The organism is Pseudomonas sp. PONIH3 (assembly GCF_002934345.1).
GTDB lineage: Bacteria > Pseudomonadota > Gammaproteobacteria > Pseudomonadales > Pseudomonadaceae > Aquipseudomonas > Aquipseudomonas soli.
This window is the reverse complement of record NZ_CP026386.1, coordinates 1,732,264-1,748,186: the sequence shown is the minus strand read 5'-3', so window position 1 is coordinate 1,748,186 and position 15,923 is coordinate 1,732,264. Positions and strand designations below refer to the sequence as shown.

At 62.7% G+C, this 15,923-nt stretch carries 16 protein-coding genes; 2 read left to right on the top strand and 14 right to left on the bottom strand.

Going from position 1 to position 15,923, the window contains the following annotated elements:
• Nucleotides 1-159 precede the first annotated feature (159 nt).
• Together C3F42_RS07915 and C3F42_RS07910 are read right to left on the bottom strand one after the other, a co-directional pair.
• Entirely contained in the window at nt 160-1,086 is a 927-nt protein-coding gene (locus C3F42_RS07915; protein ID WP_070414156.1) for a nucleotidyl transferase AbiEii/AbiGii toxin family protein, read from the bottom strand.
• On the bottom strand, nt 1,079-1,837 hold the full coding sequence (locus tag C3F42_RS07910) for a type IV toxin-antitoxin system AbiEi family antitoxin domain-containing protein (RefSeq protein WP_070414157.1): 759 nt from the start codon (nt 1,835-1,837) through the stop codon (nt 1,079-1,081). Before C3F42_RS07910 ends, C3F42_RS07915 begins: the two co-directional genes overlap by 8 nt.
• 232 nt (nt 1,838-2,069) lie before the next feature.
• Here C3F42_RS07910 and C3F42_RS07905 point away from each other — a divergent pair, with 232 nt between their 5' ends.
• Nucleotides 2,070-2,429: a DUF3742 family protein gene (locus C3F42_RS07905; protein ID WP_070414158.1), complete on the top strand. Its 360-nt coding sequence runs from the start codon at nt 2,070-2,072 to the stop codon at nt 2,427-2,429.
• Nucleotides 2,430-2,443: 14 nt separating this feature from the next.
• On the opposite strand, the gene C3F42_RS07900 is transcribed toward C3F42_RS07905, so the two are convergent.
• Genes C3F42_RS07900 through C3F42_RS07880 form a run of 5 tightly spaced genes read right to left on the bottom strand, consistent with a single transcriptional unit; the run spans nt 2,444 to nt 7,077 of the window.
• Nucleotides 2,444-3,967, bottom strand: coding sequence for a conjugal transfer protein TraG N-terminal domain-containing protein (locus C3F42_RS07900; RefSeq protein ID WP_070414159.1), 1,524 nt, complete (start codon nt 3,965-3,967; stop codon nt 2,444-2,446).
• Nucleotides 3,968-3,982: 15 nt separating this feature from the next.
• Nucleotides 3,983-4,330: a hypothetical protein gene (locus tag C3F42_RS07895; RefSeq protein WP_070414160.1), complete on the bottom strand. Its 348-nt coding sequence runs from the start codon at nt 4,328-4,330 to the stop codon at nt 3,983-3,985.
• Nucleotides 4,327-5,721, bottom strand: coding sequence for an integrating conjugative element protein (locus tag C3F42_RS07890; protein ID WP_070414161.1), 1,395 nt, complete (start codon nt 5,719-5,721; stop codon nt 4,327-4,329). Before C3F42_RS07890 ends, C3F42_RS07895 begins: the two co-directional genes overlap by 4 nt.
• Nucleotides 5,722-5,731: 10 nt before the next feature.
• Nucleotides 5,732-6,673 carry a TIGR03756 family integrating conjugative element protein gene (locus tag C3F42_RS07885; protein ID WP_070414162.1) on the bottom strand — a complete coding sequence of 314 codons (942 nt, stop codon included), beginning with the start codon at nt 6,671-6,673 and terminating at the stop codon, nt 5,732-5,734.
• The gene (locus C3F42_RS07880) at nt 6,670-7,077 is read right to left on the bottom strand and encodes a TIGR03757 family integrating conjugative element protein (RefSeq protein ID WP_070414163.1); all 408 of its coding nucleotides are present in this window, start codon (nt 7,075-7,077) and stop codon (nt 6,670-6,672) included. The genes C3F42_RS07885 and C3F42_RS07880 overlap by 4 nt, the downstream gene beginning before the upstream one ends.
• 176 nt (nt 7,078-7,253) lie before the next feature.
• Between C3F42_RS07880 and C3F42_RS07875 the strand changes: the two genes are divergently transcribed.
• Nucleotides 7,254-8,255: a DUF4917 family protein gene (locus C3F42_RS07875; RefSeq protein ID WP_070414164.1), complete on the top strand. Its 1,002-nt coding sequence runs from the start codon at nt 7,254-7,256 to the stop codon at nt 8,253-8,255.
• A 229-nt stretch (nt 8,256-8,484) separates the two neighbouring features.
• Here the strand turns inward: C3F42_RS07875 and C3F42_RS07870 are convergent, their stop codons facing one another.
• The 7 genes from C3F42_RS07870 to C3F42_RS07840 are packed head-to-tail and all read right to left on the bottom strand — an operon-like array spanning nt 8,485 to nt 15,914.
• Entirely contained in the window at nt 8,485-9,219 is a 735-nt protein-coding gene (locus C3F42_RS07870; protein ID WP_083285225.1) for a DsbA family protein, read from the bottom strand.
• Nucleotides 9,220-9,228: 9 nt separating this feature from the next.
• Nucleotides 9,229-12,108: a conjugative transfer ATPase gene (locus C3F42_RS07865; RefSeq protein ID WP_070414165.1), complete on the bottom strand. Its 2,880-nt coding sequence runs from the start codon at nt 12,106-12,108 to the stop codon at nt 9,229-9,231.
• Entirely contained in the window at nt 12,108-12,542 is a 435-nt protein-coding gene (locus C3F42_RS07860) for a TIGR03751 family conjugal transfer lipoprotein (RefSeq protein ID WP_070414166.1), read from the bottom strand. Before C3F42_RS07860 ends, C3F42_RS07865 begins: the two co-directional genes overlap by 1 nt.
• On the bottom strand, nt 12,523-13,944 hold the full coding sequence (locus tag C3F42_RS07855) for a TIGR03752 family integrating conjugative element protein (RefSeq protein ID WP_070414167.1): 1,422 nt from the start codon (nt 13,942-13,944) through the stop codon (nt 12,523-12,525). The genes C3F42_RS07860 and C3F42_RS07855 overlap by 20 nt, the downstream gene beginning before the upstream one ends.
• A complete protein-coding gene (locus C3F42_RS07850) occupies nt 13,934-14,836 on the bottom strand; it encodes a TIGR03749 family integrating conjugative element protein (RefSeq protein WP_070414168.1) in 903 nt (300 codons plus the stop codon). The genes C3F42_RS07855 and C3F42_RS07850 overlap by 11 nt, the downstream gene beginning before the upstream one ends.
• Nucleotides 14,833-15,519, bottom strand: coding sequence for a PFL_4703 family integrating conjugative element protein (locus C3F42_RS07845; RefSeq protein ID WP_070414169.1), 687 nt, complete (start codon nt 15,517-15,519; stop codon nt 14,833-14,835). Before C3F42_RS07845 ends, C3F42_RS07850 begins: the two co-directional genes overlap by 4 nt.
• A complete protein-coding gene (locus tag C3F42_RS07840; protein ID WP_070414170.1) occupies nt 15,516-15,914 on the bottom strand; it encodes a TIGR03750 family conjugal transfer protein in 399 nt (132 codons plus the stop codon). The genes C3F42_RS07845 and C3F42_RS07840 overlap by 4 nt, the downstream gene beginning before the upstream one ends.
• Nucleotides 15,915-15,923 lie beyond the last annotated feature (9 nt).

Below are 15,923 nucleotides of genomic sequence, written 5' to 3'. Positions count from 1 at the left end.
ATTCACCCTTTCGAACCCGTTTGTTAACAGGATCCTTCAGGGTGTGGAGGCAAGGCAAGGCTCTATACGCAATGCCTTTCCCCCTTTTTTCGGCATCTAAGGCGCCCGCTTTGCGGGACGAATACTTGCCGTAAGGCAATAATGTGAGGCCTGGGACCGCTACTTCCGAACAGTCTCAAATGCAGCATCAAGCATGTCGGCTTGAAGTAGTAAATCGCGTGGCCTGCTATCCATGAATTTCACCAAATTTGATAGTTTCCAGCGCAGCGCGGGGAGTTGCTCCGCATGCTGACACTGCAGCAGAGACCAGTCAGGTTGCGCACGCGCCAGCCCACGGAGAAAACTCTCGTGCTTGCTACTCAGGCGTTTAGGCAATTCATGTCTCAACCGAGCGCGAGTGCTTATTAGTTGCTCAAGCGGACAATCAAGTTCTGTCATACCGACGAACGCACGTTCAAACTCATTGGCGATGTCTTTGTCGTTGCCGAACAGCACTTCATGGATCGGACGGTTGTGGCCCGCAAGGTAGACAACGAAGCACTCGACCATCTCGTCGGTGATACCTCCCGTCTCGAACAAGCGCCAGACGTCAAATAGATCTCGCGGGTGCTGACGATCGAGAGCTGCGACCAGCTTGCCTGCGTAGAGTTCGGCCGTGTCCAACGTTGGCACGCTGAACTGCACCCCGAACAGGTCACTGGTTTTGCTGCTCAAGGGGCGTTGGGTAACAGGTAGGACGTTGCCTCGGAACACCACGTTGACCTCCACTTTCACCTGGCTGGTCTCGTCCTCGGCAATCAGCTTGGTGTCACCCAGCTCCTTGCTGCGAATCAAACGGGCTTGGATGCCCAGTGGCTCGACGCGTTGGGCGATCGCGGCTAGCTCTTCATTGATGGCCATGAGCGCCTCATCCCGAGGAACATGCCAGGGAAGATAGACGACATCGATGTCGACCGACAGGCGTGGCATATCCTGAACGAACAGATTGATGGCCGTTCCACCCTTCATCGCGAAGATGTCGTTGGCGAACACGTCGGGGGTGATGTTCAGTAGCAGGCGGACGGTGTCCGCGTATTGCTTATCCATGAGGCTTGAGGCTCAGTAGGGTGCCGTCGTCCATGCGGCTCATCCAACGTTTGCTGCTGCCGGTGCGCAGCGGGTATTGCTGTACCAGTGCATCTACATCAACCACGCCGGTCTCGCGAGCCCAGGTCAGGAACAGGCGTACGGTTTTGACACTGGTGCAACAGGACAGGAGCTGGCCCAGTAATTCCTTACGGGGCGAGCGCAAACCGTCGAAAAGGTTGCGAACCTCTTCCAGACTCTGTCGGGTTCCCGCTTCGTACAGCATCTCGAGTACGGCGCGTTCGGGCACCGCCACTTGCAGTTCCTTCGGCTGGCCCGGAGGCGTGTGCAGAGTCTTGTCGGCCACGCCTGTGTCAGGCCAGTCAAACAGCCGCGCGTTGACATACCTGGCAGGAAAGCGTGCACTGAACCAAGCCGGCAGGCTGAAGCGCGCCTCTCCCCACAGCACTAAGATTTCGCGTGTGCTCAGGTTGTGCCGCACCCCTTGCATGGCCAAAGCACTTTTGCCGCCTACGTGCAAGCCTGCGACGCGCTGTTGGAGGAAACGCAGCGCGCCGGTGACGTCAAAGTTGTCGTTGGGAAACGCGTATGTCCCGTGGCCAAGGCGCACCAGCCATCCGCTTTCTACGTAGCGGGCGGCAAGCTGGGGCGAAACGCCGAAGGTTTCGAGCTGCTGCAGATCGAACGGTGCCCCCCTGGGAAGGTCCGCTTGCAGATGCTTGATTACCTGATGTCTAGAAAATCCATTCATGAGCTAAATATACGTAAAAATCCAATCAGACTCTAGATCAAGACGCAGAAATGCTGCAAAAGTAGCCTCTTGGTTGAATTTGACGTATAAATCTAATCATTGGTGACATCTTGATGATCCCTATCGCCTTGGGCGCCTGAACCGCGCGGTGCCAAAATCGCATTGATGCTCTGCGCGCAACGGCGTGCAGGGCAACCTGGAGCAAACATATAGCGCACCACAGGTGACCGCCATGAACGCAAAGACACATCGCAGCTTCCCCGAACGCTTAGGCCACTGGCTCGGCCGCGCCTGGCGTGCGGGCGCGCGCATCGAACGGCAACTATCGTCTTGGCTGTTGGGCAAAGGAGTGCCCAAAGGTCTCGCTTTGGCGTTGCTGTGGGCGGTGAAGTTAGTTGCCGCGGGTGTCATGCTGTATGTCGCGACTGGGCTTGCTGTCATCCTGCTCTTCGCCATCGCCGCAGCATGGGTAGCGCGTAATTCGGAGGCTGCGTCGAGGCCCGAGGCGGAGTGGCGAAACGGCCCTGCCGGTTTCGGTCTTTACACATATGACGGGTTTCGAATCGATCCTCACGTTTCGGATGACGACTAAACGTCAGGCAAGGGTTACTTCTTGGTGACTGCGCCCATGGCCGCTCCGGCACCCTTGCCGCCCGCAGCTTTGGCATCTCCTGTTCCGCCGGCAAGCCCCTGAAGAACGTTTCCGGTGCGAATGCCAGCCCAGCCCAAGGCCATTACCCAAAAAGTGGGTAGCACGATGAACATCGACGCCATGACGAAATTCAACAGCATGTCGCCGAAGGCGTTGTTCAAGCCCATCACCGGATCGAAGTTCGAGTGCGGTCGGTTCCAGCCCCACCCCCATCCGTAAAGCGCGTCTAGGATGGTGCTGTCGATCCATCGGGCGAGCTGGAACCAGAAGTCCACGAAAAACAGAGAGAACTGCACCACGCTGACCGTCACCACCGTTTTCAGATCGTAGGTGCCGACCACGAGCACCAGCGGGATGCAGATGACCAGGGCCATCTTCAGCAGTGATAGCACCATCGGCAGCGCCTGCCGTACCACGTCCATAGCGGGGAAGAATCCCAGCGAGCCCACCGCCAGACCCACGTCGCCGGCCGCGCGGGTGACGATGTTCGGCAGCGTCTTGTCGATCTGACCGCCGTAGTCAGAGTAGACCGCTCCTTGGTTGAGCTTCTGCTGGCGCGGCGAGGCGATCGCACGGATCACCGAGTCATCGACCTGGGCGCGGCTCAGGAAACCGGCCCAGCCGGCCAGCCGATTCATGAGGGTTGGGTCAACTTCGGCAAGCAACCGCGCACGCAGGCCATTGCCGCCATCGCTCCACCACTGGCGGCAGGTCGGGTAGCCGGAACCGCTGGGCACCTGTGTCAGGCCCGCATCGCGGTTGCTGTCATAGGCCCAACCATCGCGAGGTGTGCTGGCACGGTAGGTGCCGTAGTAGCCGCCGGTGTTGACGAAGTAGTTGGAGCCGATCCAGGTGACATCGTGCATCTGGGACTCGTCCAGGCTCGGGCGATTCATGAAGAGCTTGGCCCGTGCTGGCCCGTAGCAGTCGTGGGTAAAGTCCGCCACCTCTTGGGCCAGCACTGGATCGTCAATGCGCGTGGCGTCAATCTCCATCCTCATCTGCCGAAGATCCGTGCCACACGGGATGGCGGCCACCGAGGCGCCAGTGACCGCGCGCGAAAGCGTATGGACGAAGGCCCACCAGACGGGCACCTTCGCACTCTGGTTGTTGAGTGTGCTAAAGGACTGGCCCCAGCCCGTCTCCAAAGGCTGGGGTACGCTGACCTGGCATTGCTGGGAGCGCGCTTCATCCAGCTGAATCATGTTGAGGTCCACGTCGATGAACGGAATGCCGGCAAACATCACCACGACGATCGCCACCCAGACGCGGTTCTCGATTCGCATGGATGACAGCACACCCTTGTTGCCCTCGTCTGCGCCCTCGGACCGAGCCTTCAGCCACTCCTGAATGATGATGGCCACAAAGGGAATGGCGAACACGCCGCTTGAGACCAGGACGGACCAAATCCCGTTGTGCACGATCCAGCCCACCAAGGTCAGGTAGTACTCGAGGTAGTCGGTGGTGAAAAGAGTCATGATCCGGATCCCTCGCTACGCCTGCAGCAGCAGGCTGGCTTCCAGAACAACGATGGCGATCACGCCTGCGACCTCCGCGCGCACCAGGCGGCGACGCGCGTCGGGAGAAGCCTCCCGTGCAAGCAGGCGCCTACGCATCCACAACCAGCCATAGAAAGTAGCGGCGTAGAGGCAAAGCCGCCACGCCAGGAAGTAGCCGGCCGACGCCGAAATCCAGAGTTCCCAGCCCGCCACGCTGCCGATCAGGTAAATGCCGGCCACATTGGCGGCCACCGTGAGGCCCAGCAGGAAGACGGCCCATGCCACTGCCTTCGCGTTGCGCCGGTTGAACAGCCACCTCATGCGCAGCCAATGAGCACTCATGGCGTGCCACTCGGTGCCGACCGCAGCAGACGGTTGAGCCGGTCGGGCGTGGGGTCACCCTCGAAGACCCCGCGCGAACCAGAGGCCCGGGTGCCATGGCGCTGGATGATGGCCATCGGCGAGTTGTTAGCCAGCTCGCGGCGCAGTTCGAGTTCGGTCTTGAGGTTTTGGATTTCCCGGTCCAACGTGTCGTTCTCGTGATTCACGGCGACCACCGCAAGTTCATTGGCCGCGACGTTGGGCTCCTTCTTGCCCGTCAGAAGAGTGCGCTGCAGCAGCAACGCCTTTTCCAGCACGGATGCCAGCGCCACCTCGGATGCGAGACGGCGTGAAAGGATGTCCTGGTCCGGTTCGTCGCGAAGAGCCTCGACCACCCCACGGGTGATCGGTAGCGACGTGCTGCCGGCCGCGCGCAGGTTTTCCACGGTGGTGTTGCGGGTGCGATTGATGAGCTCCTGCAGCACCACCAGCTTGGTCTCGTACTCTTCCTGGATCAGCGGCGTTAGTCCGACGCCCGGTACGGTCTGGGTCTTGGTGCAGCTCTCGCAGGTGCGCTGCTCCTTCTCACCCAGGACACGTGTCGCCCAGTCTGCCGCAGCTTGAGGCGTCGACCAGGTCGCGCAGGCCAGGCTGTTGCAGGTGGCCGCCGCGATCGAAGAGCTATCGGCCACTCCTCGGCCGTTGACGAGGTTGTAGCCTGCTCGCGTCACGTCGCCCACGACCTTGATGGACGGTTGGCCCGAGCCGCCAGCGTTATTGCCTCCCACCCACGGCACACCATCGTTGCCGCGGCTGCTCTCCGCCTGCTCGATGGCCGATACCGCGTCGGTGCTGGCCACCGCTTGACGCAGCGCCATGCCTTCGGCGATCTGGTTCCAGCCGAGCTGTCCACCAGCCGCGTCCGCCATCCGCTCTGCCATCGCGCGGCAAGTCAGCTTGGAGCGGTCGAAGTCCAGCCGGGCCTGTAGGACGCCATTGGTCAAGAGGTTGTAGAGGCCCGGGTCGGCACGCTGGATGATCAGTGCCGGCAGCGAGGCAACCGCGCTGGTCGCGCTCTGGATCACGTTGCTCATGATGTTCTGGAACCCGTTAGTGAGCCCGTTGAGCTGGTTCTGGATCGTTGTGCTGATGCTCATGTCACCGCAGATCAGGTTGCTGTTCCAACCCGCGCCTACGCCGATCGAGCGCATGCCGGCGGCACCGCTCATCGAGACGGCGTTGCCGCCCCCGATCGAGTACATGACCTCATCGCCGATCACGCTGCCGCTGTTCTGAAATCCGGCTTGTGCCCAAGCCAACCCGGTTGCCAGTACCAGGGCACTGGCGAGCAGCGAGGACGACCAGCGTGCTGACAGACGACGAGGCGGGGAGGCGTTGTCTTGACGGTTCATGGTGATGGCCTTAGTTGAAGTCGACGCTGCCAAGGAACACCTGGCCCCGACGCTGGCAGCAGCTGTAGGGGCGCCACAGCGCCCAGGCGTAATCGCCTTGCTGGGCTTGGGTAAGCGGACCGCTATTCGGGAACACCGCGCAAGACGAAGACAGGCGCGGCGTCAGTTCCTGCCACTTACCGGTCGAGGCGTCGCTTTCCACCAGTGCCCCGGCCGGCCAGTAGCCATCGCGGCTGTTGGCGAGGAGGGGTTGGTAGACGTGCAGTTGGCCGCGGCGGGTGACGACATCACCGGCGCGCTGTGCAACGACGGCGCCGGACTTATGGTCGTCGGTCTGGTGCAGGAAGCCGCCCCGGGGGTAGACCGCTCCCCAGAGGTTTAGGCTGGTGCGAGCTCCGATCTCGCGCATGCCGGGAATCAGCGCTTCGGGGTACACGGCTTCCGGCACGTTGTAACGCCACGCGATGGTGTCCAGCGTGCTGAGCAGGTAGGGCATGAATGCCGTGCCTGCGCCCTCGCACGCGTAGCCCGACAAGCTCGCGAACTGGCTGAATACCTGGCCGCCAGGATGGCCGATGACATCGGCGTTCTTGAACTTGGCCAGGTTGTTCTCGTTGTCGTGGTTGGTCGTGCCATCTCCGCCGGCCCGCGCAGTCGGGTTGGGCGTGCTCATCGCACGCATCTCGGTCCAGGGGTTCTCGCCCGTGTTGGAGTAGCTGGACACCACCGCGTCGGGAATGTAGTGCCGCACCTTGATCGAGGTGCGTACAGTGCATCCTGTCCAGGTGCAGTAGAGCCAGTAGCAGATGCCGACCACCCGGTACTCCAGGCAGTCGGGCGAGAGCGTCGAGGACACGATGGTCGCGGTGTTGAGCGCGAAGCTCGAAGTGGCGCCACAGAGCAGCGCAGCAGCGGCAGAGATCCGCAGTCGGCGGGGAATGCGGGTCTTCATGGCTTGTCCTTGCGGTGTTGTGCGACGCGTGCCAAGGCCTTGTCGAGGTCGGACTCGCCGTAGACCACGTAACGCTGGTCCACGACGACGGCCGGGAGTGTGGTAATTCCAAGGCTCCAGGCGTCGGCCACGCCTTGGTAGGCGTCACGCATGCGCTTCTGCAGGGGCTGGCCGCCCTGCTTTAGGCGCTGTTGGACCAGCACGGCGGCGCGCTGCGGATCGCTCGGCAACTGCGCGGCCAACTCAGCCTCGAAGTGCTGCGGCATGTCCAGCTCGATGAGGCGGTGGACGGTGGCCTTACCGGTCACGCGATGGCTCGAATCGGTGACAACCCAGACCTCCTGGGCGCTCGCCGCGCCTGAGACCAGTAGCGCAAGACCGAGCAGGAGAATGAGATTTCGCATGGTGTTCGGCTCTGGCAGTTGGAAACCCCAGTAGTCCAACGCAAGGTGCCGCCAAGTGCAATGAACAATGCGTACCGCGACGCACCCACATTTCCCGCGCTGCCGCGGCTGGAACGCCCGTTCCCTGGTCAGAGCTGAGGTAAGGTGATGGAAACGAATATTGGAGAGAAGAACCGATGCCCTATCTGATTCAGCCGTGGGAGGCTATCGCCCCAAACTACCGAGGAACCGCCATATTGGGGAATGGCGCCAGCATTTCAGTCAGCCCTAGCTTTTCCTACGGCTCGTTGCTGGAACATGCGCGAGCGAACGAACTGATTGCCCCGGACGTCGAGCGGCTGTTCGCGTTCTTCGGGACGACAGACTTTGAGTTGATCCTGCGCATCGTGTGGCAGGCCTCGAACGTCAATCAATCACTGCAGATCCCGGACCAACGAACGCATGAGGCATACCTGAGGGTTCGGGACTGCCTCATCCAAAGCGTCCAGGCGATCCATCCCGAGTTCGACCAAGTCAGCGGGCATTTGCCAGCAATCTATCGATTCCTCAAGCACTTCGATACGGTTGCTTCGCTGAACTACGACCTCATCGTCTATTGGGCCCTGATGCATGGCTATGACCACGATGAAGAGCACGCCATCAAGGACTGCTTCGGTGCGGGCGGAGTGTTCCAGGATGATTGGCGCAGGCTGAGAACGCCGATCCGGCGCCAGCGCTCGACCACGCTGGTGTTCTATCCGCATGGCAGCCTGGTTCTGTGCCGCAATCGTGTCGAGCAGGAGCACAAGATTCGCAACGCCGATGCCGGACTGCTAGAAGCCATCCTGACGCGCTGGCGCAGCGAAGAGGTTGTGCCGCTGTTCGTGAGCGAGGGAACTTGGCAGCAAAAGGTGAGTTCGATCCAGAACAGCTATTACCTTTCTACGGTATATCGAGAGGTGCTGGGCTCCGAGCGCGAGACGCTCGTCATCTATGGATGGGGGCTGGGAGAGCAGGACATCCACCTGCTGCAGCGGATGCGAGGTACGGGCATCCGCCGCGTGGCGGTCTCCGTATACGGCGCAGACCAGATCTACTGCAATCGGGTGCTGCCGATCATCCAGGGGGCTTTGGGTTTGGTGCCTGTGGAGTTCTTCGACAGTCAAAGCGCCGGGTGCTGGAATAACCAGGGCGCCTAGTATCAGGTGATGCTGCCCAGTTCGGCGCAAGCAGCCGGGATTCATGTCGAATCCCAGCAGAAAGCTCCGCCTGGCGAAGAAGTAGCGGCGTCCGGCGTGACGCTGGCCCGCCTGGGTAATCAGCTCGAGAAGATGGTCAGAAACCACCAAGTCTGATCGGGCGGAGGGATGGAGGATCGCTCATGCGGGCCGCTCTATGGAACGTGGCGTCGGACTGCGAACGTCCAGACTACTTTGCGTCGGCGCTTGGGGTCTCAGCGGGCATCTGGGTTGCCTGCGCCTCATCGAGTTGCTCGGAAGCCAGATAGTCAAGAGCGGACAATAGTGCGTCACCCACGATTGGCCCTGTGAGCGCCATCGAGCGATTCGTGCTGCGGTCGATCAGGCGAATCGACGGGGTGGCCTTGAGACCATCGTTGCGCGCCTGGTCAGCCTGTTGGCGCACCGTCAGCTCGGAACGCTCGCTGCTCAAGCAGGCTTGCACCGATGCATCGTCGGGAAAGGCCGTACCAGGCGGCAATCCTTGGCCGCCACCACGCGTATTCTGATACACCCAGGCGACTGCCTCCCAGAAGCGAGCGTGCCCGAATGTCTCTCCCACGCACTCCACCCAACGTGCTTCCTCGCTGGCTGCCGGCTCATGTGTCGCGAGCGGAAGGTGATGCCACTGCAGGCTGACGTCGCGATGTTCATCGATCCAGGTTCGTAGCACGGGAGTGTAGGACTGACAGAACGGGCATTCCAGATCGGCGTAGACGACGATAGTGAAGCGCGCCGAGGCGGGGCCGTAGCGCCAAGGCGGATCGGCCATCTGCTCGGCACCGGTCTGCTGAACGGCCACAGGACCTGCAGGCCGAGGCGATGCGAGGAATCCCCATAACGACGCAGAAAGCACCGCGCAGCCTGCAGCAAGCCACCAGGTGCGCTGGGATTTCTTGACAACGGAATGCGATGTGCTGGTCATGATGGCCTCTCAGGCGAACACGTCGTTGTATGGCAGCGGGTCGATACCGCGCGCGCGGTCGATCTTCTCGGCAACCTTGAAGGCCGCTTCGAGTTCACCGATGCCGTACTGCTGCATCAGCTGGAAGCGTTCGGCCTTCTCTTCGGGCTCCGTCTGGGCCAATGCCAAATAGAGGCTGGGCGGTACTGCGCGGAACAGCACCTCCATCGACTTGGACAGAATCACGCCCTCGCTGAACTTTCCTGCCTCCTTGCGGGCCGAGAGCATCAGCGCCTTCTGTGCGGGATTCAGTTCGCGAAAGCGCGCGATCTTCTCGACCTCGTCCGGCGGCATCGACAGGCAGATCCACCACTCGATCATGTTGAGCATCGGTTCGGCGGACTTGGGCAGGTCGTCCACGTTCTGCGTGGCGAGCCAGAACCAAGCGCCCAGCTTGCGCCACATCTTGGTGATCTTGACCACGTAGGGCGACAGCAATGGGTTCTTCGTGATGATGTGGCCCTCGTCAGTTACATTGACAATGGGCCGCCCCAGGAACTGGTCGCGCTCGGCGATGTTATTGACCGTGCTGATGAGGGAGATGTAGGCGATGGACAACTGGGCGTTGTAGCCCTCGCGGGCATAGGTGGCCAGGTCCACCACCGTGACGTCCGCCTCTGGCCATGGGGTTCCCGGTCTGTCGAACATCTCGCCGTCTGTGCCCTGGCAGAACATGTCCATGGCGTCGGCCATTTCGAGCAGCCGGGAACGCCGGGTTTCGGGCAACGTGGTGTCGCGGCCGCGTTCGCGCAGGGCGTCGCGAACGTCTCGGGTGAGTACGGTGCGGTTGGCCGCGACACAGCGCTGCGCGGCCTCGAGAATGCACTGGCGGATCAGCGAGCGGTCAGCGCGGGTCATGCGCGCTTCTTCCTTGTCCTCGCCGCCGGTGATCATCAGCCGTGCGGTGATCTCCAGTTCGCCGAGCACATCGCGTTGCTCGTCTGCCTCACTCGTATCAGTGGGTGCGGGCTGTTCTTCGTCAAGGGCGTCGGCGTCCAGGGTCTGTACGTCGCTGGGGGTCTCGATCAGGCGCCGGGCGTCCGCGAACGGTGCCAGGCTGACGCCGGAGCCCGGAGAGAGCTTGACCCGGTTTACCGTAAGACCCAGGCGCTTGGCGAAGTCGCCGAACAGGCCAAATGAGTTGCCTGCTTCGACGATGAACATGCGCGGACGGTAGATCGCTGCGACCTGGTTCAGGATGTTGTTCAGAGTTGCCGACTTTCCTGAGCCGGTCGGACCGAACAGGAACAGGTGGGCGTTCATCTGCCTGTCCAGGCGGTTGAAAGGGTCGAAGGTGATCACCCCGCCGCCACGGTTGAAGAACGTGATGCCGGGATGGCCCGTGCCCTGGCTGCGGCCCCAGACAGGCGACAGGTTGGCCGCGTGCTGGGCGAACATCAGTTGGGTGTACCACTGCCGGCGATCCGCGCCGGGGTTGTAGAGGCAGGGCAACCAGCGCAGGTAGCTGTTGAGCGGTGCCACCTCGTCTTCCTCGCGCACCGGCTGCAGGCCGGCGTTAAGCATGACATTGGCGAGCTGCAGGCCTCGCCGGTCCAACTCGGCTTCATCACGACCGCGCAGGTAGAACGCCAGCGTGCCGCGGTAGAGCTTGTGGGAACTCCCGATCAGCGAGCGGGCCTCGTGGACATCCTTGAGGGTCTGTTCCGATGCCAACGTTTCGCCCACGGCCTTCTTGGCGAGGTGGTTGAGGTGAGCTTCAAGAACGTCCTGCGGCGTGGCGACCAGCGTTAGGCACAGCGTGGTGTCTTCCGGCATCTGGTCGAACAGGGTATTGATCGCATCGCCCTTACGTGTCTCCCCTGTAAGGTGGCCTGTGACCGGTGGCGTGCGCAGCCGGTCAGTGACCATGACCCGGTGCGGCATGCCATCGAAGAACCACAGTCCCTGGTCCACGTCCGAGCGCGGCTGGCCGAAGAACAGGCGCTGGCTGAAGTCCGTGCCGCTGGCAAGCTCGATTTCGTCGGCCTCGGTGGTCTCGGGATAGGCCGCCAGTTGGTAGAAGCGCTCACGGTCTTGCGCATCGGGACCCAGTGTTGTGGGGTGGGGATTGAACCAACGCAGCAGCCAGGCATGGATCGCAGGCGCATCCAACCGGCGTGCCTGGATGCCAGCATTGTTGAGTCCACCGGCCAAGCGATCGCACACGGTGTTGAGGGCCTGTTCTGGCGTCTGACCACGTCGACTGCTCTGGCCCTGCGCGCGGCGGTACACCACCAGGCGCACGCGGCGGCTTTGGCCGCGCCAGCGCAGACGGGTCACCACGGTGTCCTCGAAAAGGCCTCCTGGGTTGGCGACGGCGCGCAGGTGGTGGGTGAAAAACTTCAGGTAGAACTCGCTGAAGCGTGAGCCCTGTGCGCGAGGCTGGACGTAGCGGCGCAGCATCTCCAGGTAGTGGTCGAAGCTTGCTTCGTCCTGGGCGTAGAGCTGGACAACCCAGGGGTTCTCGTCCAACTCGTCGAAGCTGTCTTGCAGTGCGTTCTCCAGTGCGTCACGCGCCTGAGCCAGCCAGGCCGCCTCACGGCCCTCGGTGCCCAGGGGCGTGAGCTCGAAGAACGCGGCAACCGATTGGCCGTCTTCGAGCAACATGCACTGGGACTCTGGCAGGTATTCCACCCACGGGAGCTGCGAGACGAACGACGGCGCTACGTCGTAGAGGGCTTGCTCATCGGCGGTCGTGGCGGCGCGCAGGCCTCGCACGGCCTCTCCCGGCATCCGCACGCCTGCGTCGCGCAGCGCCTGCACATGGCGCTGCCAGCCATCGGGCTGTGCATGCTCGGAGGATGAGGCGTCGTGCTGCGTCCGGCGGCGCCAAGGTAGCATCCAGGCCATCAGTAGTCCTCCACGCGCTCGCCCGGCATGGCGTACTGGATGCGTTGGTACAGCGGGAACACAGTGGTGTAGCCCGGCACAGGTACAGGATCCGTACCTGCTAGATGCGGGAAGACGTACATCACCAAGTCGGGGTTGGGCAGTCGATGGAATTGGCGGTAGATCTCGTTCACCGCTGTGCGGGTATAGCGGGCCTGTTCGGCGTGGGCCGCGGCGATGTCTACCTCGAGCAACGGCCGGCGCAGTGTCTGACGCGCATCGAGCAACTGGCGCTGGGCAACCTGACCGGAGCCACCGTCGCCAGCCTCCTGTTGCCAGATGTCCTGCATGGTCCGCCCACCATGGGTGAGTAGGTCTTCCTTGTTGGTGGCGCAGCCGGCGAGGGTGCCCACGGCGAGCGCGAGTACAAGGGCTTTAGTCCAGTTCGAGCGCATGGGCTTCTCCTGCACGGTGGTCGACCTTGCGGCCTTCGGGGTCGTAATCGATGGTAAGCGGCTTCTCCAGGTGGACGGCGACTTTGGCGCCTGGCTGCACATACACTGCAGCGAAGGCTTGGCCATAGAGCTTGTTTACCCAACTCGACATCTCTTGGACACCGCCGGCCAGGATCCGGCCGACCGCTTCCTGGCCAGTGATGCCAACGGTACCGATCGAACCATCGGCGCCGACGTAGGACGACCGACCGCTGTCGGATTCGATCAGCGAGGCAGCGCCAGCACCGGCGGCCGTGATCAGGGCCTGGGTGCCCAAATACTGTTGCGCATTGCTGCGACGTTCACCGCTGACGCAGGGAATTCCATGCGGGTCGCTGATCCAGCCCAAACCATCCTGCTGATTGTTGTTTTGCTGGTTTCCGTCGCGGTCTTCAGGGATGGTGCGGATCGTGCCGTCATTGAAGACAAAGGTGATGCTGCGCACCTGGCCGCGAACGCAAGAGAGTGTCCAATCGCCGGCTGCAGTGCCGCTGAACACAGCCCCGGCCACGTCCGGGATGTCGATGCCGTTGGCGGTCAGGTTGTCGTGACCGACCAGGACCTTGAACGGGTAAGGATCGTTCACGGTTCCATCGATGGGTACGCGGCCGATCAGGGCCGTCATTGCGACCGAGCCCATAAGCGTCGAGTTGGTCGGGACGGTGTAGACCGCGTTGGCTTTGGTGACTCCCGCGGCCTTGGCACCGGCATTGGCGACCGTGTCGGCGGTAGCTTCCAAGGTGCGTTGAGCCGGACCAAAGCTGGTGGGGAAGCTGAGTGCGCTGCTGCCGCTGCGATCCCGCCCATCCGTTTGCTTGGCATCGTCGGGTTCCACCCAATGCAGACCGCTGGACGTCCTCGCCATACCTTCTGCGTCGCCATCACCCAAACCCAATCCGACCGGTAGGTCGGCATGGCCATTGCCGCGGCTGCCAATGTTCTCCAAGCGGCGCTGCAAGTCTTGCAGTAGGCCTTCGGTCTGCTGGCGTTCGCTGGTGATCTGCTCCTGGTCGCGGCGCAAATTGGCTCGTTCGGACTCCAGGGCAGTGCCGATGCGCTGGTCGATCGCCGATTCCCGCTGACGCAGGCGTTGGTTCTCTTCGCGCTGCGTCTTGTTGTCCGTGGTGGCGGTCTGCAGCTCAGTACGCAGTTGTTTCACCTGGACGACTAGGGTAGCCACCGTGTCGCGTGGTGTGTCGCCGTCGATTCCAAGTGCCTTCATTTCTTCAGGCGAGAGCTGGGCGCTGGCGTCGACACTGGCGGGGGCTTTGCCGCCGCTACTGGAAAGCAGCCGCACACCAAAGAACAGCACGATCAGCGCAACCGGAATCATCAACCACTTGAGCAGACCGTTACTGCGCATGGTCGTCTCCATGCGCCGATGTGGTTGGCTCGGGCAGATTGACCGCTGGATCGAAACGTTGGATGGCTGGCAGCAGGGACTGCGACAGGCCATGGCGTCGTGTCACTAGGTAGACCACCGTGGTGTCTTCCGGCCGGCCTTGTGGCCCCAGTGCCGGGTGCTGAAAGGTCGCTGTCAGGATGTTGCCTTGCAGCGTGCGCGGATCCAGATCGACCCAGGCGCTGCTGACGTTGGTAACGCGGACCGCCGTGACCCAGTGGTCCTCTATGCGCCAGGCAGCAAGCGCGGTGGCTTTGACCGGCAAGGTGGGCAACAGCGTGTCGAGCGCCAGATTGCGCTTCAGGTTGACCGGCATGATGCCCGGCGCGGCTTCAACCGTGCGCAACGGCGCGTAGAGATTCTGGGCTGCATAGCGCGTGAGCACGACGGAAATCGGGGTCTCGCGCTTGGTCTGCGCGGGTTGAGCGTTGTCTGGGATGGCGGCGTCACTGTCGGCCGTTGGCTCGCCGTAACGCGTCGCTGCGTTGGTGCCGTCCACAATGCGCACCGGCTCCAGCGGCGATGCACCTTCGCGTGCGGGCTCGGCAGCAATGTCCAGCAGGATCAGCGAGCCGGTGTCGGCGTCCTGCAGCTGTAGCCGTGTCGGCTCGATGGACTCCCTAGCGCGCAGATACACCGCACCCCCAGCGCTCTGGATGCGCAGGCGCTCACCGACACTGGCCGGTACGCCGACGCGCACATTGCGATCAATGAAAACGATCCGCTCCTGGCCCACGACAAGGGGAACGGCCAGCGGCAGGCGTTCCCAGCGAAGAATCTCCACCGCCTGCACCATGGGCGTGACCGCGATGACCACGGCGGCACTCAGCCAAAGGACGACCTGCTTATTCATGGCGTTTCTCCTTGGACGCCCAGTCCGCTGCGGGCGGGAGGCTGAGGTGGTGCCTCGGGTGCGGCAATGCGCTGCGGCGCGCCGTCGTAGCAGTCGAGCGCAAGCCCGAACGGATTTCGAGCGGGATCCACATCCGCCCGAACCACCTTGATTGGATAGCGAACGAGCGCGCGCTTGATTTGCTCGGAGCTGTAGTACTCGTCAGCGCTGATGTCCAGGGTCACTACCCAGTCGCGGTCCGAGACGACCCGTACGCGTGCATTGGGGTTGTCGCCGTAGCCGCGTCCGGGAATTTCATAGATCCCGCGCACGCGTTGACGCAGTTCGCCTGCGTTGCGGCGATAGTCGTAGTCGGCTTGCAGAAAGGCTCGGCACGCGGGTGTGAAGTACGGCGAGAGCGCGTGCAGATTGCGCGCATAGTCGTCCTCGCCGTTGGTCGGCCAGCGGTTGAGCTGCTGGAACACGTAGAAGGTGAAGGCGTACACCGATTCAGGCGGCACCTCCCACCACTTGCGCGTGCTGCCTGAGCGCAGATCCGGCGGGACATGGACGGTGAGATCGCGCGGCGCACTCCACCAGCCCCCCCCCATGACCAGCGCAAGCAGCAACAGCGATGCGGCGCCCAGACGCAAGGTCTTGATGTGGGCCTGCAGGTGCGCGACCTCGTTCTTGAACCGGCTCATCGCGATGCCCTCCGTGCCGACCAGAAGCCGGAGCGCGTGATCAGCGCACGCCCGCCAATCCTGTCCGAGACGATGGGGTGATGCGTCGTCAGCCACCATTGCAGATGGCGGTATAGCCAGGTGTCGGGCCGCCCGCGCTTTTGGCGACGCAGGATACCGCCACCAATGAACACTCCAAAAGCCACGCCGGCGACGACAAAGGTCGGTGCCAGCGCGATGGTCGAGAACATCCACGACAGCGGCGCACCGATCACCAGCCCGGCAGCGCCGGACAGCCCGCAGCAGATCCACAGCTCGTCTGCGGTCAGGCCGCGCACCACCACCGGATGGCGGTTGAGCCGGTGCGGCAGGAAGGACACCGTGCCGTCCGCCCTCACATGCTGATCCTCGGACATAGCCAAGCC